This is a genomic window from Synechococcus sp. RS9902, from assembly GCF_014279635.1.
Lineage (GTDB): Bacteria > Cyanobacteriota > Cyanobacteriia > PCC-6307 > Cyanobiaceae > Parasynechococcus.
In genome coordinates, this window is record NZ_CP047949.1 from 1,575,487 (window position 1) to 1,589,722 (window position 14,236).

23 protein-coding genes and 1 riboswitch are annotated in these 14,236 nt (G+C 57.2%); of the genes, 17 read left to right on the top strand and 6 right to left on the bottom strand.

Going from position 1 to position 14,236, the window contains the following annotated elements; all coding sequences use genetic code 11:
• The first annotated feature begins 174 nt into the window (after window positions 1–174).
• Window positions 175–339 (top strand): hypothetical protein, encoded by a 165-nt coding sequence (locus tag SynRS9902_RS08690; protein ID WP_186508833.1) that lies wholly within the window; start codon window positions 175–177, stop codon window positions 337–339.
• Between the two features lie 134 nt (window positions 340–473).
• Here the strand turns inward: SynRS9902_RS08690 and SynRS9902_RS08695 are convergent, their stop codons facing one another.
• The gene (locus SynRS9902_RS08695; protein ID WP_170950588.1) at window positions 474–638 is read right to left on the bottom strand and encodes a hypothetical protein; all 165 of its coding nucleotides are present in this window, start codon (window positions 636–638) and stop codon (window positions 474–476) included.
• Window positions 639–813: 175 nt separating this feature from the next.
• Window positions 814–914, top strand: a riboswitch (guanidine-I (ykkC/yxkD leader).
• Window positions 915–940: 26 nt separating this feature from the next.
• Here SynRS9902_RS08695 and speB point away from each other — a divergent pair.
• From speB to SynRS9902_RS08730, 7 genes are read left to right on the top strand one after another with little or no spacing between them, the layout of a single operon-like run.
• On the top strand, window positions 941–2,131 hold the full coding sequence (speB, locus tag SynRS9902_RS08700; protein WP_115082116.1) for an agmatinase: 1,191 nt from the start codon (window positions 941–943) through the stop codon (window positions 2,129–2,131).
• Between the two features lie 3 nt (window positions 2,132–2,134).
• Window positions 2,135–2,533 carry a hydrogenase maturation nickel metallochaperone HypA gene (locus SynRS9902_RS08705; RefSeq protein ID WP_186508834.1) on the top strand — a complete coding sequence of 133 codons (399 nt, stop codon included), beginning with the start codon at window positions 2,135–2,137 and terminating at the stop codon, window positions 2,531–2,533.
• A gap of 22 nt (window positions 2,534–2,555) precedes the next feature.
• Window positions 2,556–3,260 carry a hydrogenase nickel incorporation protein HypB gene (gene hypB / locus SynRS9902_RS08710; protein WP_186510590.1) on the top strand — a complete coding sequence of 235 codons (705 nt, stop codon included), beginning with the start codon at window positions 2,556–2,558 and terminating at the stop codon, window positions 3,258–3,260.
• Between the two features lie 38 nt (window positions 3,261–3,298).
• Window positions 3,299–4,300, top strand: coding sequence for an ABC transporter substrate-binding protein (locus tag SynRS9902_RS08715; protein WP_186508835.1), 1,002 nt, complete (start codon window positions 3,299–3,301; stop codon window positions 4,298–4,300).
• A complete protein-coding gene (locus SynRS9902_RS08720) occupies window positions 4,300–5,130 on the top strand; it encodes an ABC transporter permease (RefSeq protein WP_186508836.1) in 831 nt (276 codons plus the stop codon). Before SynRS9902_RS08715 ends, SynRS9902_RS08720 begins: the two co-directional genes overlap by 1 nt.
• A gap of 3 nt (window positions 5,131–5,133) precedes the next feature.
• Window positions 5,134–5,889: an ABC transporter ATP-binding protein gene (locus tag SynRS9902_RS08725; protein ID WP_186508837.1), complete on the top strand. Its 756-nt coding sequence runs from the start codon at window positions 5,134–5,136 to the stop codon at window positions 5,887–5,889.
• A gap of 22 nt (window positions 5,890–5,911) precedes the next feature.
• Window positions 5,912–6,982 (top strand): aromatic ring-hydroxylating dioxygenase subunit alpha, encoded by a 1,071-nt coding sequence (locus SynRS9902_RS08730; RefSeq protein ID WP_186508838.1) that lies wholly within the window; start codon window positions 5,912–5,914, stop codon window positions 6,980–6,982.
• Here the strand turns inward: SynRS9902_RS08730 and SynRS9902_RS08735 are convergent.
• From SynRS9902_RS08735 to SynRS9902_RS08745, 3 genes are read right to left on the bottom strand one after another with little or no spacing between them, the layout of a single operon-like run.
• Window positions 6,904–7,773: a sugar phosphate isomerase/epimerase gene (locus tag SynRS9902_RS08735; protein WP_186508839.1), complete on the bottom strand. Its 870-nt coding sequence runs from the start codon at window positions 7,771–7,773 to the stop codon at window positions 6,904–6,906. The genes SynRS9902_RS08730 and SynRS9902_RS08735 overlap by 79 nt on opposite strands.
• Window positions 7,770–7,946, bottom strand: a complete 177-nt coding sequence (locus SynRS9902_RS08740; protein ID WP_255445999.1) for a hypothetical protein — start codon at window positions 7,944–7,946, stop codon at window positions 7,770–7,772. Before SynRS9902_RS08740 ends, SynRS9902_RS08735 begins: the two co-directional genes overlap by 4 nt.
• Before the next feature lie 37 nt (window positions 7,947–7,983).
• Window positions 7,984–8,322: a phenylpyruvate tautomerase MIF-related protein gene (locus SynRS9902_RS08745; RefSeq protein WP_186508841.1), complete on the bottom strand. Its 339-nt coding sequence runs from the start codon at window positions 8,320–8,322 to the stop codon at window positions 7,984–7,986.
• A gap of 158 nt (window positions 8,323–8,480) precedes the next feature.
• On the opposite strand from SynRS9902_RS08745, the gene SynRS9902_RS08750 reads away from it, so the two are divergent.
• From SynRS9902_RS08750 to SynRS9902_RS08765, 5 genes are all read left to right on the top strand, one after another.
• Window positions 8,481–8,822 carry a hypothetical protein gene (locus SynRS9902_RS08750; RefSeq protein WP_186508842.1) on the top strand — a complete coding sequence of 114 codons (342 nt, stop codon included), beginning with the start codon at window positions 8,481–8,483 and terminating at the stop codon, window positions 8,820–8,822.
• Between the two features lie 13 nt (window positions 8,823–8,835).
• Window positions 8,836–10,296 (top strand): glycosyl hydrolase family 57, encoded by a 1,461-nt coding sequence (locus tag SynRS9902_RS08755; protein WP_186508843.1) that lies wholly within the window; start codon window positions 8,836–8,838, stop codon window positions 10,294–10,296.
• Window positions 10,297–10,352: 56 nt separating this feature from the next.
• Window positions 10,353–10,475 (top strand): hypothetical protein, encoded by a 123-nt coding sequence (locus SynRS9902_RS13675; RefSeq protein WP_255441949.1) that lies wholly within the window; start codon window positions 10,353–10,355, stop codon window positions 10,473–10,475.
• 495 nt (window positions 10,476–10,970) lie between these two features.
• Complete coding sequence (locus SynRS9902_RS08760) at window positions 10,971–11,144, top strand: hypothetical protein (protein WP_186508844.1); 174 nt, start codon at window positions 10,971–10,973, stop codon at window positions 11,142–11,144.
• A 35-nt stretch (window positions 11,145–11,179) separates the two neighbouring features.
• Window positions 11,180–11,338, top strand: a complete 159-nt coding sequence (locus SynRS9902_RS08765; RefSeq protein ID WP_186508845.1) for a hypothetical protein — start codon at window positions 11,180–11,182, stop codon at window positions 11,336–11,338.
• Window positions 11,339–11,341: 3 nt separating this feature from the next.
• Here the strand turns inward: SynRS9902_RS08765 and SynRS9902_RS08770 are convergent, their stop codons facing one another.
• Complete coding sequence (locus SynRS9902_RS08770; RefSeq protein ID WP_186508846.1) at window positions 11,342–11,515, bottom strand: hypothetical protein; 174 nt, start codon at window positions 11,513–11,515, stop codon at window positions 11,342–11,344.
• Between the two features lie 45 nt (window positions 11,516–11,560).
• Here SynRS9902_RS08770 and SynRS9902_RS08775 point away from each other — a divergent pair, with 45 nt between their 5' ends.
• Window positions 11,561–11,716, top strand: coding sequence for a hypothetical protein (locus SynRS9902_RS08775; RefSeq protein ID WP_186510679.1), 156 nt, complete (start codon window positions 11,561–11,563; stop codon window positions 11,714–11,716).
• Complete coding sequence (locus SynRS9902_RS08780; protein ID WP_186508847.1) at window positions 11,713–12,114, top strand: DUF1499 domain-containing protein; 402 nt, start codon at window positions 11,713–11,715, stop codon at window positions 12,112–12,114. Before SynRS9902_RS08775 ends, SynRS9902_RS08780 begins: the two co-directional genes overlap by 4 nt.
• Before the next feature lie 7 nt (window positions 12,115–12,121).
• On the opposite strand, the gene SynRS9902_RS08785 is transcribed toward SynRS9902_RS08780, so the two are convergent.
• Window positions 12,122–12,262: a hypothetical protein gene (locus tag SynRS9902_RS08785; RefSeq protein ID WP_186508848.1), complete on the bottom strand. Its 141-nt coding sequence runs from the start codon at window positions 12,260–12,262 to the stop codon at window positions 12,122–12,124.
• Between the two features lie 87 nt (window positions 12,263–12,349).
• Here SynRS9902_RS08785 and SynRS9902_RS08790 point away from each other — a divergent pair, with 87 nt between their 5' ends.
• Complete coding sequence (locus SynRS9902_RS08790; protein WP_186508849.1) at window positions 12,350–13,726, top strand: DUF2130 domain-containing protein; 1,377 nt, start codon at window positions 12,350–12,352, stop codon at window positions 13,724–13,726.
• A gap of 3 nt (window positions 13,727–13,729) precedes the next feature.
• Entirely contained in the window at window positions 13,730–14,227 is a 498-nt protein-coding gene (locus SynRS9902_RS08795) for an early protein (E6) (RefSeq protein ID WP_186508850.1), read from the top strand.
• Window positions 14,228–14,236: the final 9 nt, after the last annotated feature.

Below are 14,236 nucleotides of genomic sequence, written 5' to 3' on the forward strand. Positions count from 1 at the left end.
AGCGTTCAAAACGCAAGCAAAAGCTGAACAAAAACCGGGCCAAGCCCGGTTTTTTTATGGCGCTGAGCTGTTATCCATGGATCTTTTCTCTTGCAAAAGAGATTTAGAACTGCAAATCAGATGTGCATGGCGCCCCCTCACGGCTGTAAATCCTTGATCCACTGAGCAAATCCCATGAAGAGCATCAGTCGCATCTGTGCCACATCCAAGGGCACAACCATTGATGCCATCGGCCAGGGCCGCTATCGCGTGTGCAATCGACAGGCGGTGTGCTCTGACGTTGAAGGTCTCTGGCAGGCCTATGAAATTCTGCGGCGTCAGGAACAATCCTTAAGTTGATCGTTGCGGCCAAGAATAAGTATCAACACTTACAGCGCTTGAGTGTTCAGCACGTAACACTTGGTGCACCCCGGTGAGGGGTAATGCGTCGACTCCGGGAGGGCCTAGGGAACCCTCCTTTTTTATGCAGTTTTTCAGAAACCCAGCGTTCCTGCACTGTCCTCCCCGAACTCCAGGTAAAGGCAGCGGGCATCCTCAGCCCGGCCGCAATCAATCAGGTGTTGAACCCGTTCGCGCCACCACTGCGACACACCAGAACTCAACTCTTTATTGGGCAGACCACCGAAGGATTCACTCACAGCAATAATTCGTGCTGAGCAAACGCTAAGCAGCACGATTGACAACGCGAATTGGCTTGTTATCTGCTGTTAGCAGCTGTTGTTACCCAACAGCCATCTTCTGCAAAATCAGCCACACCAATCATTTGTAGCGGTTCACACTCCGCAGAGCATCAAAGCCGCAGACAGTGAAATTGCGGATGAAACCTAGGGTTCCGATCTCTTCACGGGGATGCCTGGTCCAAGAGGTTTCCACCGGCCTTGCCGGTTGCACGGAGGGACAAAAGCCCGGGAGACCGCCTCAACGCCCACTCCCTTGTTTGATGTCATCCCCATCGGACCCTTCAGGGGCCTTCCAGCGTTCGCATCCCAGCGAAGGCATGCAGGCACTCGAGAAGGAACGCAAGCTTCCACTCACTGGCTGGCAGCAAGAAGTTGACCAGGCCAAACGCTTCGGACTTGAAGCCGCCGAAAGCATTGTTGACCGCAACATCTCAACCTTCTCTAGAGGCGAGCTGCCGCATTTCGCCGGCATCAACACCTTCATGAAGGCGCCCTACTTGGAAGATGTGAACCAGGTGGGCAACTACGACGTCGCCATCGTTGGTGTACCCCACGACTGCGGCACCACCTACCGGCCCGGAACGCGCTTCGGCCCCCAGGGGATCCGACGAATTTCAGCGCTTTACACCCCTTACAACTACGAAATGGGGGTCGACCTGCGTGAACAGATCACCCTCTGCGATGTGGGTGACATCTTCACGATCCCGGCCAACAACGAAAAGAGTTTCGATCAGATCTCCAAAGGCATCGCCCACGTCTTCTCGAGCGGCGCCTTCCCGATCATCCTCGGTGGCGACCACTCGATCGGTTTCCCCACGGTGCGTGGGGTCTGTCGCCATCTCGGCGACAAAAAAGTGGGAATCATCCATTTCGATCGCCACGTCGACACCCAGGAGATCGACCTTGATGAGCGGATGCACACCTGCCCTTGGTTCCATGCCACAAACATGGCCAACGCCCCGGCAGAAAACCTGGTGCAGCTGGGCATTGGTGGATGGCAAGTGCCTCGCGAGGGCGTCAAGGTCTGCAGGGAGCGGGGCACCAATGTGCTCACGGTGACCGACATCACTGAAATGGGGCTGGAAGCCGCAGCCCAGTACGCCATTGAACGAGCCACCGATGGCACGGACTGCGTCTACATCTCCTTCGACATTGACTGCATCGATGCCGGCTTCGTGCCGGGAACTGGCTGGCCTGAGCCCGGTGGCCTAATGCCGCGAGAAGCGCTCAAGCTGCTCGAGCTGATCGTGCGCAACGTTCCCGTCTGCGGCCTGGAAATCGTTGAGGTTTCACCTCCATACGACATCAGTGACATGACCTCCCTGATGGCCACCCGGGTGATTTGCGACACCATGGCCCACCTTGTGGTGAGCGGTCAGTTGCCCCGCAAAGAGAAGCCGGAGTGGATCAGCGACACCTGCAACATGAACGTTGATCAGAAGTGGAGATAGGCCATGCATGAAGTCGACATGACCAAGTGCCTGCTGATCTCCCTGAATGAATGGCGCGACCGTCGCGAAGACACCTCTGCGATGGTCGAGACCCTTCATCTCGATGTGGGCCGATTCACCTGCGTTGAACCCGATCAACTGGTGACCACCTACAACGCTGCGGTGCAGGGCACCTGGCTGGATGGATCCCGGCTCACGATCAAGGAAATCCCCTTTGTGGGCCGCTGCTTGATCTGCAACGGCACCTACGACCCCGTACCCGAAAACGCCTACCGCTCTCCCTGCTGCGATCACCCGCTTGAGGAGATCGTCAGCGGTAGGGAATTGCGCATCCGCAGCATCGATTACCGCAGCGATGCCGCCGCTGCCCTTGAGTCCGCTCCAATCCAGCGTCAGCGCTGAAACCAATACCCCCCCTTTTGCCATGCATATGCCTCTTGAGGACACCCTCGGCCTCAATCTGCTTGCAGCCAACAACCATCAGGCCGAACACAACAACGAGCATTTCCAGAGCTGGGATCTGCTTTGCCTCAACCTGATGAGCAGCCCAGGCGCAGGAAAAACCGCCCTGCTCGAACGGTCCCTCCCAGCCTTGGCTCGCGAACTCAGCATGGCCGTGCTGGAAGGCGACATGACCACCCAGCTGGATGCAGACCGCTTGGAGGCCGTTGGCATCCCGGTGGTGCCCATCACCACAGGCAGAGCCTGCCACCTCGATGCGGCCATGGTGAGTGGTGGCCTGGAGTTGCTGCAACAACGGCTCGATCCTTCCGCGCTGGATTTACTGCTCGTGGAGAACGTGGGCAACCTTGTCTGCCCTGCGGAATTTGACGTTGGGGAACACCACAAAGTGGCGTTGCTCAGCGTGACCGAGGGCGATGACAAGCCGCTCAAGTACCCCCTGATGTTCCGCAACGCGGATGTGGTGCTGATCACCAAGGTGGATCTTCTGCCCCACCTGCCTGTGGATGTGGCAGCGATCCGCCGCAACATCCACAGCATCAATCCCAACGCCACGGTGATCGAGGTCTCCGCCCTGACAGGTGAAGGCCTGGATGCCTGGCACATCTGGGTGCGGCAAGCCCTCGCCAGCCGGACCACCACAACCCCTGCTCTGGCCACCGCCTGAGCAGATCAATTCAACGTCTTGTTCCTCCCGCCCATGCCATGACCAAACAACTGCGCAACCTTCTCTTCGCCGGCCTCGCCATCGTGCTGGCCGTCGCTTGCTCCAAGCCCTCCACACCGACGGTGGGTGGCACCCCGATCGTTTTGGGCTACAGCAACTGGGCCGGATGGTGGCCCTGGGCGATTGCCGTGGAGGAAAAGCTGTTCGAGAAGAACGGCGTGAATGTGGAGATGAAGTGGTTCGACGGCTACGTGCAGTCGATGGAAACCTTCGCCGCTGGCAAGATCGACGGCAACTCCCAAACCTTGAACGACACCATTTCTTTCCTGCCGGGTGAGAACGGCGGTGAAGTAGTGGTTCTGGTGAACGACAACTCTGCTGGCAATGACCAGATCATTGCCGATGCCTCCATCACATCCATCGCCGATCTCAAAGGCAAGACCGTCGCTGTTGAGGAAGGCGTTGTGGATGACTATCTGCTCAGCCTGGCCCTCAAGGATGCGGGCATGAGCCGCGACGACGTGGTGATCAAAGGCATGCCCACCGATCAGGCAGCCACTGCATTCGCGGCCGGTCAAGTTGATGCCGTTGGTGCCTTCCCTCCCTACACAGGCACCGCCATGCAGCGAGAAGGTGCCCAGGTGATCGCCAGCTCCAAGGAGTATCCCGGTGCCATTCCTGATCTGCTCACCGTCAGCGGTGATCTGATCAAGGAGCGCCCCGACGATGTGCAGAAGATCGTGAAGACCTGGTGGGACGTTCGCGAGTTCATGGAAAAGAACCCCGAAAAATCCGAGGCGATCATGGCCAAGCGTGCCGGCATTCCCACTGAGGAATACGAGCAGTACAAAGACGGCACCCGCTTCTTCTCCATCGAGGAAAACCTCGAGGCCTTCAGCACTGGTGAGGGAATGAAGTTCATGCCATTCGCCGCTGAGTCGATGGCCGACTTCATGGTTTCGGTGGGCTTCATCCCTGAGAAACCAGACATGAGCAAGCTGTTTGACGACAGCTTCATCAAGAAGGTCGCCGCCTCCTGATGACTGCCACAGCCGCCGCCGCTGCCAGCAAGGGGAGAAGCAATGGGCTTCTCTCCCTGTTCACCCTTGGTGCCATGCCATCCAAGGCCGTGCGTGGCGGCCTGCAGGTGGCATCACTTCTGGTACCACTGCTGCTCTGGACCGCCATCGCCTCCCTCGGACTGGTGGATGAAAAATTCCTTCCCTCTCCGCAGGCCGTGTTCCGCTCCCTGGCCTCCATGGCCGCAAGTGGAATCCTGTTCCAAGACATTGTGGCCAGCACCGGCCGCGTGTTTGGAGGATTTCTTCTCGCCACACTTCTGGCGGTGCCGATCGGCATCTGCATGGGGGTGTACCCAGCGATCTGCGCAATCTGCGAGCCGCTGATCGCCATGCTGCGTTACATGCCTGCAGCGGCATTCATCCCTCTGCTGATCATCTACCTCGGCATCGGGGAGGAACCCAAGATCGCTCTGATTTTTCTCGGCACGATCTACTTCAACATCCTGATGGTGATGGATGCGGTGAAGTTCGTTCCCAAAGAACTCATCGAAACCACACTCACCCTGGGTGGTCGCAGCCGGCAGGTCCTGGTGCAAGTCGTCGCCCGCTACAGCCTGCCCAGCATCATCGACACGTTGCGCATCAACATCGCAACCTCCTGGAACCTTGTGGTGGTGGCTGAGCTGGTGGCCGCGGAAGTGGGCCTTGGCAAACGCATCCAGCTGGCTCAGCGCTTTTTCCGCACCGATCAGATCTTCGCCGAGTTGATCGTTCTCGGCTTGATCGGCTTCGCCATCGACATGGGATTCAGGCTGTTGCTGCGTCTCAGCTGCAAATGGGCGGTGTGAGCCTTGGAACTGATCGTTAACAACCTCAGCAAGAGTTTCGGGGAGAAATTGATCCTCGATCACCTTTCGTTTTCCATGAAATCCGGAGACTTCATGGCCCTTGTGGGCAGCTCTGGGTCCGGGAAGAGCACGATTCTGCGGCTGATTGCTGGTCTGGATCAACCGAGCAGCGGCAGCATCACTGTTGACGGCACACCAGTCTCTGGTCCCGGGCCAGACCGGGGCATGGTGTTTCAGCAATACAGCCTTTATCCATGGCTCAACGCCGCTGAGAACGTTGCCTTCGGGATGCGACTTCAGCGGATGAAAGCAGCAGAGATCAAGGAGCGAACCGCCTATTTCCTCGAAGTGGTTGGCCTCAGTGACGCCGCCACAAAATTGCCGCGCGAACTGTCTGGCGGAATGCAGCAGAGGGTGGCCATCGCCCGGGCCCTCGCCACCAACCCCAGCATCCTGTTGCTCGATGAACCCTTCGGGGCTCTGGATCTACAGATCCGGGAATCGATGCAGGACTTCCTGCTCAAGCTCTGGCAACGAACAGGCCTGACCGTTCTGCTGATTACCCACGACGTGGAAGAGGCTTTGGTGCTGGCCCAGCGCGTCCACGTGCTTGCCCCAAATCCAGGGCGAATCATTCGATCCCTCGATGTCGATCTCGATAAAACCGATCTCGATCAGCTGCGCCTAAGCAGCGACTTCCTCTCCATGCGTCGTTCCCTCTCCGCCACCATGCGGGAGCTGGAGCCGGCACTGTCCTGACTGAACTGTCTTAAGTGAAGCCGTGTTGAATCAGACGTTCCTTCCTGCATCGCTGTACCGCGGCGACGCGATGCATGAATGGGACATCCACACGTATGCCAACCACTACTGGCATCCGGTTGCACCCATCAGCCATCTCCAACCGGGAGAGGTGCTGGCCATCACCATGCTGGATCAGCCACTTCTGCTCACCTGGCCCAAGGGTGAACATCCCCGTGCTTTTCGCAACCGCTGTCCCCATCGCGGTGTTGCATTTCGGCAAGGCGGAGGAATGGGGCAGTCCTGTCGACGCCTGGTTTGTCCTTACCACGGCTGGACCTACAACCTGCGCGGAGAGCTGCTGGCCGCGGCACGTGAAGCCGATTTTGAGCAGGACTTTGACCGGCAGAGATGGGGATTGCAAGAGCTTGCCTGCCGCATCGATGGCCCACTGATCTGGATCGCTTTCAGCGACCAGGCTCTAACGCTCGAGGAGCAGCTGCAGCTGGTTCATACCGAAGCCGGAGCAGCCTGGAATACTTCATCCACCCTGCTGCGCCAGAGCCGAAGCAGCCTGGCCTGCAACTGGAAGATCGCCCACGACAACACACTTGACGACTACCACGTCGCCATTGCCCATCCGACAACGCTGCACCGCGAACAAGGGCCGGTGCGGGATTACCGCCATCGCTTCAGCCAACACAACAACCTTCTGGAGACCCCCCACTTGGACGGTGGTCGATTCCTCACCTTCGGACTGCCGCCATGGAGCCATCTGCTGGTCTGGCCAGACGGGCGGTTGGCATGGCTGGAATTCATGCCCGAACGACCCGACCGCTGCACGATGCAATTGCACCTGTTCGCAGGCAGCGGCGCCATCGATGCAGCCACTGCCGACGCCTGGCTGAGAGACATGCTCACCTTTCTGGACGAAGACAAGGCGTTGGTTGAATCAGTCCAACAGGGCTATCAAGGCGATTTCGAGCCAGGGCCTCCGCATCGGCTGGAACGGAGGATCCTGCATTGGCAGGGCCTCTACCGAGAACGATTGGGATCAGCAGGAATCAGCATTGAGGAACGCAGCCAGGAGGCCATCTCCGCATTGAGCAGCTGAACATCAGCAAGGGGTGCAGCTGTGAATGGCTGAAGCGGCATGTAGCCGTCGGGACCAAACTCAGGCGTGATCGTGACCGGCCGTTCGGGCCTCGCGCTCTGATCGAGAAACAACTGCCAACAGCGACGATGGCTCTCGAGAGCCTCAGCCCATTCCGGTGCGAAAGGGTGGCTGACGGAGGGCCCCTGAGCATGGCCGATTCGGGCATGAATGTGATCAACCCGAGCGGCCATCGCCTGAATGGGGGGGAGTTCAGGTGTCATTAACCGTTCCGATACTGCACACCAGTGACTGAGATCCGCTGTGAGCCGAAGCCGTGGATGGCGGGCTAGCCAGGCGGGCATGCGCCATGGGTCGAAGAGAGAACGACTGCGATGCGTCTCGAGCGTCACCGGAATCGCACAGGCTTCAATTTGGTCCAGAAGTCTGTCGAGAAAGCGATGCTGCTCGACTTCTTGCCAGCTATCGCTGCCGGTGATCAGAGTGATCTTGAGCGGGGCCAGCGCCATGGCTCGCTCCAAGCCGCGATGAACTTGCTCAAGATGCTGCGATGGAGAACAGTTGAGATCGGGGGTGTACTCCCCCCCGGTAACAATTTCAACAATCAAATGCTGTTTTGCATCGGAGAGGCAGCGACGGATCCCTTCAGGCTGAAGAGCGTTAAGACAAGGGTGATCGAGGTTCACCTCAAGGCCATCAAAGTGCTCGCATTCAGCGGAGGAGCAGGCCTGTTCAAGGGAGCCAGTCCAGCCCCACAGTGTTTTGAACAGCAGCAACCTGGGGCTGCTCAATGGATCTCTGTAAACAGCTGCGGCTGAATGCCGAGATAGATCGCTTCGCGGAAGAGAGCCTGCTTCGCCTTGGCATCACGGTTCTGTTCCGCCAAGCGAAACCTTTCACGCAACGATGCGATCAACGTGGTTTGACGTGGGTTGCCCGGAGTGCCGGGAGGAGAGCTTGTCACCACCAGAGCGCGATCTCGGCCTCAGTATGGGAGAGCATCAGCCAAAGGTGTTGCCGTTCCATCCCCAGCAGCTGGCCTGCACATCCTCAAACCCGATGTACATACGGTTAGCGGGGATTCCCGTCCTCGCCTGAATCAGCTCACAGAATGCAGCTGTCATCGCAGGCGGACGCAACGCACCGATCGATTTCACCTCGACATAGGCACAGGGCTCATGACTGCCGGCGAAGGTCATCGGAACGCCTGTCTCCAGAAGCGTCATCACGTAGGCCTCCGGCTTACCCGTCTGGTTGGCCAACTCAGACGAAAGCTCCTGCAACAACGCCGATCCGTCTTTCAGTGCTGGAAGCGACGTGCGCACATTGATCAGAGGCATCGGCTCAAGAATGCTGGGAGAAGCTTGGCACTCTCAAGCCATGAGTGCCAAGCCCTGGATGTTGATCTAATTGAAATATTTCCAAAAGCAAAGGCCATCAACCTGAACAATTCGAAAAAAGAAAGGCTCATAAATTTCACGTAAAAGTGATCAGCTCAATGATCCTTCTTCACTTCTTTGGCCTTGGAGACGTTCTGCGTCGCTTTGAACTCGAGCAGATCACGGGTCTCACAATCATGGGATTCAGACCACTGAGCCTGGATGAATTGATGCACTGGTCGCAAAACATGGCCGACCAGCACCACTGGGATGGGGAGGCGATTCGTCACGACGTGATGAGCACCTGGCTTGATCAAGCCGAAGACATCACCCGCTGGAGGCATCGGCTGAATCAGGCCCCTGCTGAGGTTGAACTTTTGGCTGGCATTGGCGATCAGCGCACCTGGCGAGATCATTGGGAAGGCTTGCTGCGCCAAACACCGCGTGCCGGCTGGTCATAACAAGCGGAGTGCAATGACAGGCTGTCCCCCGATCAGCGGACGAGAAGCAGACATTGCCGCTGTGATGCTGACCCCGCGTCACGTGTGGGCCAACAGCGCGATCGATCTTGAACAACTGCGTTCCGGATTTGCCTGTGCTCTTCACATGCACCAACCAACGGTGCCGGCGGGGGCGAACAACAGCTTGATCTCCCATCTTCAGTACATGCTCGATCACCCCAACGAGGGTGACAACCACAACGCAGAGCCATTCGCCCACTGCTATCGGCGTCTTGCCGACCTGCTGCCTGAACTGATCAACGAAGGCTGCAACCCAAGAATCATGCTCGACTATTCGGGCAATCTGCTCTGGGGAATCGAGCAGATGGGGCGCGGCGACATTGGCGATGCACTCCACTACCTCGCCTGTGACCCTTTGATGCAGGGACATGTGGAGTGGCTTGGAACCTTCTGGAGCCATGCCGTGGCTCCATCCACACCCATCCCAGACCTGAAACTGCAAATCAGCGCCTGGCAACAGCAGTTCGCGGCCTGTTTTGGCAGCGCTGCCCTGGAGCGAGTGAAGGGGTTCTCACCGCCTGAGATGGCTTTACCCAACCATCCCGACACCCTGTTCGAATTCATCAAAGCCCTCAAAGAAGCTGGATATCAGTGGCTTCTGGTGCAGGAGCACAGCGTTGAACGCATGGACGGCAGTCCACTGTCGCGCAGCCAATGCTTCATTCCCAATCAACTTCTCGCCAGGAACAGTCGAGGCGAGGAGATCAGCATGACGGCACTGATTAAAACCCAGGGGTCTGACACCAAACTTGTGGGCCAGATGCAGCCTTTTTACGAGGCATTGGGTTGCGAACAGCAACGTCTTGGTGACGTTGCACTGCCATCCCTGGTGAGCCAGATCGCCGACGGAGAAAACGGTGGGGTGATGATGAATGAATTCCCAGAGGCCTTCCGGCAGGCCAATCGCCACATCCGTGACAACCCCAACGGCACCGTGGCCATCAACGGCAGTGAATACCTTGAGGCCCTGGAGCGCAAGGGAGTGAATCGCCACCACTTCCCCACCATCCAGGCGGTACAACAACACCGCCTTTGGCAAGAGCTAGATAACAACGCCTCAGCCGAAGCGATGGAAGAGACCATCAGCAAATTGAGGGCTGACGACACCAGCTTCAGCATGGAGGGTGCGTCATGGACCAACGACCTGAGCTGGGTTGAGGGTTACGCCAATGTGCTGGCCCCGATGAATCAACTCAGCGCTCAGTTTCATGCGCTGTTCGACCGCTCAGTCGCCGCAGACCCCACCACCACCGGGACCCGGGCTTATCAGGAAGCTTTGCTGCATGTGCTGCTGCTGGAAACCAGTTGTTTTCGCTACTGGGGTCAAGGAACCTGGACCGACTATGCCCAGGAGATCCATCGCCGGGGAGAAGAGCTGCTGAATCAGAGAACGGCAACGACTCCAACCAGCTGAGAGATGCTTTACAAAGCGTTACATTCGTGTAACGTGATGGGAGCTGGACGCACCTGATGGGTGATTACACAACCGCAATCATCGCCATGGTGGGCATTGGCATCGTGTTGACGGCTGCTGTGGTGTTTGCCCTGATGCGTCCCAGTGACATGCCACCCATCGACGAGAACCGCAATTGAGCATGGGAATCGTTACCGAACTGCTGATCGCTGCCACGGAAATCGCAATTGCCCTGCTAGTGGCTGTTTCCCTGCCCGTCGCTGAATCACAGAACTGACTTCGAGTCAGCCGATCCCTTTTAGGCGAAATTCCATATAAATCGAAGCAGCATCGCGCTCACGATCGAGCTCTTGCAGGTCGCTGCATCGCGCTTGCATCCAGTACACCGTTTCCCTCCAAACTTCCAGGTGATAACGGCGCTCGAGATTTTGTCCAGAACCGTCCAAAGCTCTACCTGCATCACCCACAAAATATAAGCAACGCATAACGGCATCGCCTTCGATGTCAACATTTAGCGACCGGCGCTTGCGTCACATCACGATGGCAAGAACGAGGGTCAATGTTCTTTCATCCAGACCAAGTACGGAACAGCACACAGCAAGGATAAAACGTACCCGTTGTTACGACAACGCAGCATCGAGTCAATACTTTGAGCTGATCCTGCCGACGTCACCATGGAGCCCATCGCTCTGACACTTGGCCAACAATTCGACATTGAACAGCGCAGTCGCAATATCAATTCAATGACTGACGTGAAACAGCTTCAGGAGATCAGCAAAGATCTGCTTCTGGCTTGGCAGCAGGAGATTGCCCGCTCACGGGCAGCAGCCAGCCCACACAAGAAATAACGCTTCGTTACAGTTGGTTGACCTGCTTGGAAGTCATGAACCTGAGCTTGCCTCAGCAGTTCGAAGCTGAAGCGATCAAGCGGTCCATCAACGACACGAACGACCTCGACCAGTTGAAAGCTCTGGCACGGGAACTCGCAGATCTCTATGTGCGTCAGAGAGCTGCAACGGCCTGGGTGATCGCCGAGAAATAAGTCTCACACTTTGCTGTCGTTTCGCCAGCGTCGTTCCAAACGTTGACGTGCTTCGTCAACGGTTTGCCCACGGGAAAGAGTTTTGTCGCGATAGGGGCGCGTGATCGACCAAAACTTCAGGGCAGACGCCAGCGCCACCACCAACCATGCGAGCACAATCCAACCCGAAGTCGTCATCGTTGCCCAGCAATGCGCTCCATGATGGCGAACGGGACGCGAGTCTTGCCCGCATGTCCCCTCATCAGCGCAACCGTGGATCCTGAGGTGCGCCAGTTCGTGATCAGCCAGTTGGTGGTGATCGCGCTACCGGTTGGAACCCTGTTCGGCATCTGGCTTTGGATGCTGAACTGGGGCGGTCGTTCCCGCAGAGACCAGTGACCTTCCTTGCCGGCCTACTGGCCCCCGTGTTGATGCTCTTCCATCTTGCAGGCCCCGTCCCTGCGGATCTCGGCGTGCGCAACGGGGTGTTGCGCGACTGCCCGACAACAGCTCACTGCTCCAGCCAAACCTGGGAGAGCTCCAACCCGATGGCGGACTTCAGCAAGCTGAATGGGTTGGTGCAGGAGTCGCCGCGGACGGTAGTGATCGATCAAACCGAGACCTACCTGCATGCCGAGGCCAGCAGCGCTTTCTTTGGCTTTGTGGATGACCTGGAGCTGTTCGCTGATCGCGACAACAACCGGATCCAGGCACGGTCCGAGTCGCGTCTCGGCGACTCGGACCTTGGTGTGAACGCCGCACGATTGGCGGCGCTGCGGTCGGGGCTGGAGAGCTGAAGGCCGCTTAAACCTTGGCGCGACGCAGTTTGCTCAGATCGGTGATCATTTCCTTGATGCCAAGCACGAATCCGATGGCGGCCAAGGCCACGATGCTCAAGATGATCACCGTGTCGAGCAGCGAACGTGGATCGATCCAATCGGGCATGGCATGAACCGTGGGCTGATCTCGTATTAGCCAGAGCCGGATAAAATCCCAGCACGTAGCGCGAACGTTCAACACAAATCGTCAGACATGCACGACATCATTTGCCCTCACTGCAATACCGCCTTCAAGGTGGATGAGGCCGGGTATGCCGACATCCTCAAACAGGTGAGGGATCGTGAATTTGAACAGCAACTGAACAAGCGACTGGCCCTCGCCGAACAGGACAAACGCAATGCCATCGAGTTGGCCGTTGCCAAAAAAGACAGGGAAATGCAAACGCTTGAGGCCCAACTCAAGCAAAGTGCAATGCATCAGGAACTGGCGATTAAAGATGCCGTGAACAAAGCGGAGAAGCAGCGTGATCGCATTGCCGCTGAGCTCCAGCAGATTCGGGAGCAGCAGGCCACAGAACTACGCCTGGCTGAAACCAAATTCGCCAAAGAAATGCAGGCGATGACGCTGCAAAAAGACAGTGAAGTGAGAGATTTGCAGGCGAAGCTCCAGGCTGGAGCCATGCAGCGCCAGCTGGCCGTGAATGAAGCGGTCAGTTCCGTGGAGAAACAACGCGATGCACTTCAAAGCGGCTTGAAGGAAGCGGAACTGAAGCATCAACTGGAATCTCAGTCACTGAAAGATCGCTACGAAGCCCAGCTCAGCGATCGGGATCAGGCCATTGAACGCTTGCGTGACTTGAAGGCGCGGCTCTCCACCAAGATGGTGGGGGAAACCCTCGAACAACACTGCGAAACCGAATTCAACAGGATTCGTGCAGCCGCTTTTCCAAAGGCCTATTTCGAAAAAGACAACGACGCGCGCAGTGGAAGCAAGGGTGACTACATCTTCCGCGACCAGGACGACCACAACAACGAAATCATCTCGATCATGTTTGAGATGAAAAATGAGGCTGACACAACGGCCACCAAAAAGAAAAACGAAGACTTCCTCAAAGAGCTGAACAAAGACAGGAACGAAAAAAATTGCGAGTATGCAGTGCTCGTCTCCCTGCTGGAGCCTGAGAATGAGCTTTACAATTCAGGAATTGTTGATGTTTCTCATCGCTTCCCTAAAACTTATATCATTCGACCACAATTCTTCATTCCATTCATCACATTGCTCCGCAATGCAGCCATGAAGTCTCTGGAATACAAGGCTGAACTAGCTCTGGTGAAGGCACAGAACATTGATGTCACCAATTTCGAGAACGACCTGGAAACCTTCAAAACGGCCTTTTCACGCAACTACGACCTCGCCTCCAGACGTTTCCAAACGGCAATCGATGAAATCGATAAGTCGATCGATCACCTCCAAAAAACCAAGGATGCCCTAATGGGTGCCGATCGAAACCTGCGGCTCGCCAATGACAAGGCACAGGATGTGACCGTTAAAAAGTTGACCCGACGCAATCCAACGATGGCGGCCAAGTTTGCTGACTTGAGTAACGCTCCTGACCAGAAATCGGCCTGAGCGATGCCCTCCAGTCCACGCAACCGCATTGGCGAGGTTTATGGGAAGCTCACCGTGGTGCGCGCATCCGAACGGCGAACCAAAGCAGGAAACGCCTTCTGGTGGTGCCGCTGCAGCTGCGGGGCTGAACGGGAAGTTCCCAGCGACAAGTTGTCTCTGAACACGGCCCGCCGCAAGCCCACCGTGAATGCCTGTGAAACCTGTGCCCGCGAATTACAGGTTGAAGGGGTGTATCGCAAAAACGATCGCGAAGAAAAACAACGTCGCCAGGCAGCGCTTGAAACCAGATCGCAGCTACGGGGTCAGGTGCCGGAACGCTGGCTTTCTCTACCGCTCACTGATGCCCACGCGCGCGAACTGGGACAAAAACTCTTCTTCCGCGGCACAACTTGCCTGCGTGGACACCTCGCGCCCTACCGCATCAACGGCGGTTGTCTGGCTTGCTCCGGTCAGACTCCATCCGCGGCAGATTCGCCATCAACCAAGCCCAGAGGCTCATAACTGCGGCAC

What these genes read in the sequence shown, in the direction of transcription:
- SynRS9902_RS08690 (WP_186508833.1), top strand. Translation starts at nt 175, where the DNA reads ATGAAGAGCATCAGTCGCATCTGTGCCACATCCAAGGGCACAACCATT.
- speB (WP_115082116.1), top strand. Translation starts at nt 941, where the DNA reads ATGTCATCCCCATCGGACCCTTCAGGGGCCTTCCAGCGTTCGCATCCC.
- SynRS9902_RS08705 (WP_186508834.1), top strand. Translation starts at nt 2,135, where the DNA reads ATGCATGAAGTCGACATGACCAAGTGCCTGCTGATCTCCCTGAATGAA.
- hypB (WP_186510590.1), top strand. Translation starts at nt 2,556, where the DNA reads ATGCATATGCCTCTTGAGGACACCCTCGGCCTCAATCTGCTTGCAGCC.
- SynRS9902_RS08715 (WP_186508835.1), top strand. Translation starts at nt 3,299, where the DNA reads ATGACCAAACAACTGCGCAACCTTCTCTTCGCCGGCCTCGCCATCGTG.
- SynRS9902_RS08720 (WP_186508836.1), top strand. Translation starts at nt 4,300, where the DNA reads ATGACTGCCACAGCCGCCGCCGCTGCCAGCAAGGGGAGAAGCAATGGG.
- SynRS9902_RS08745 (WP_186508841.1), bottom strand. Translation starts at nt 8,322, where the DNA reads ATGCCTCTGATCAATGTGCGCACGTCGCTTCCAGCACTGAAAGACGGA.
- SynRS9902_RS08750 (WP_186508842.1), top strand. Translation starts at nt 8,481, where the DNA reads ATGATCCTTCTTCACTTCTTTGGCCTTGGAGACGTTCTGCGTCGCTTT.
- SynRS9902_RS08755 (WP_186508843.1), top strand. Translation starts at nt 8,836, where the DNA reads ATGACAGGCTGTCCCCCGATCAGCGGACGAGAAGCAGACATTGCCGCT.
- SynRS9902_RS13675 (WP_255441949.1), top strand. Translation starts at nt 10,353, where the DNA reads ATGGGTGATTACACAACCGCAATCATCGCCATGGTGGGCATTGGCATC.
- SynRS9902_RS08760 (WP_186508844.1), top strand. Translation starts at nt 10,971, where the DNA reads ATGGAGCCCATCGCTCTGACACTTGGCCAACAATTCGACATTGAACAG.
- SynRS9902_RS08765 (WP_186508845.1), top strand. Translation starts at nt 11,180, where the DNA reads ATGAACCTGAGCTTGCCTCAGCAGTTCGAAGCTGAAGCGATCAAGCGG.
- SynRS9902_RS08770 (WP_186508846.1), bottom strand. Translation starts at nt 11,515, where the DNA reads ATGACGACTTCGGGTTGGATTGTGCTCGCATGGTTGGTGGTGGCGCTG.
- SynRS9902_RS08785 (WP_186508848.1), bottom strand. Translation starts at nt 12,262, where the DNA reads ATGCCCGATTGGATCGATCCACGTTCGCTGCTCGACACGGTGATCATC.
- SynRS9902_RS08790 (WP_186508849.1), top strand. Translation starts at nt 12,350, where the DNA reads ATGCACGACATCATTTGCCCTCACTGCAATACCGCCTTCAAGGTGGAT.
- SynRS9902_RS08795 (WP_186508850.1), top strand. Translation starts at nt 13,730, where the DNA reads ATGCCCTCCAGTCCACGCAACCGCATTGGCGAGGTTTATGGGAAGCTC.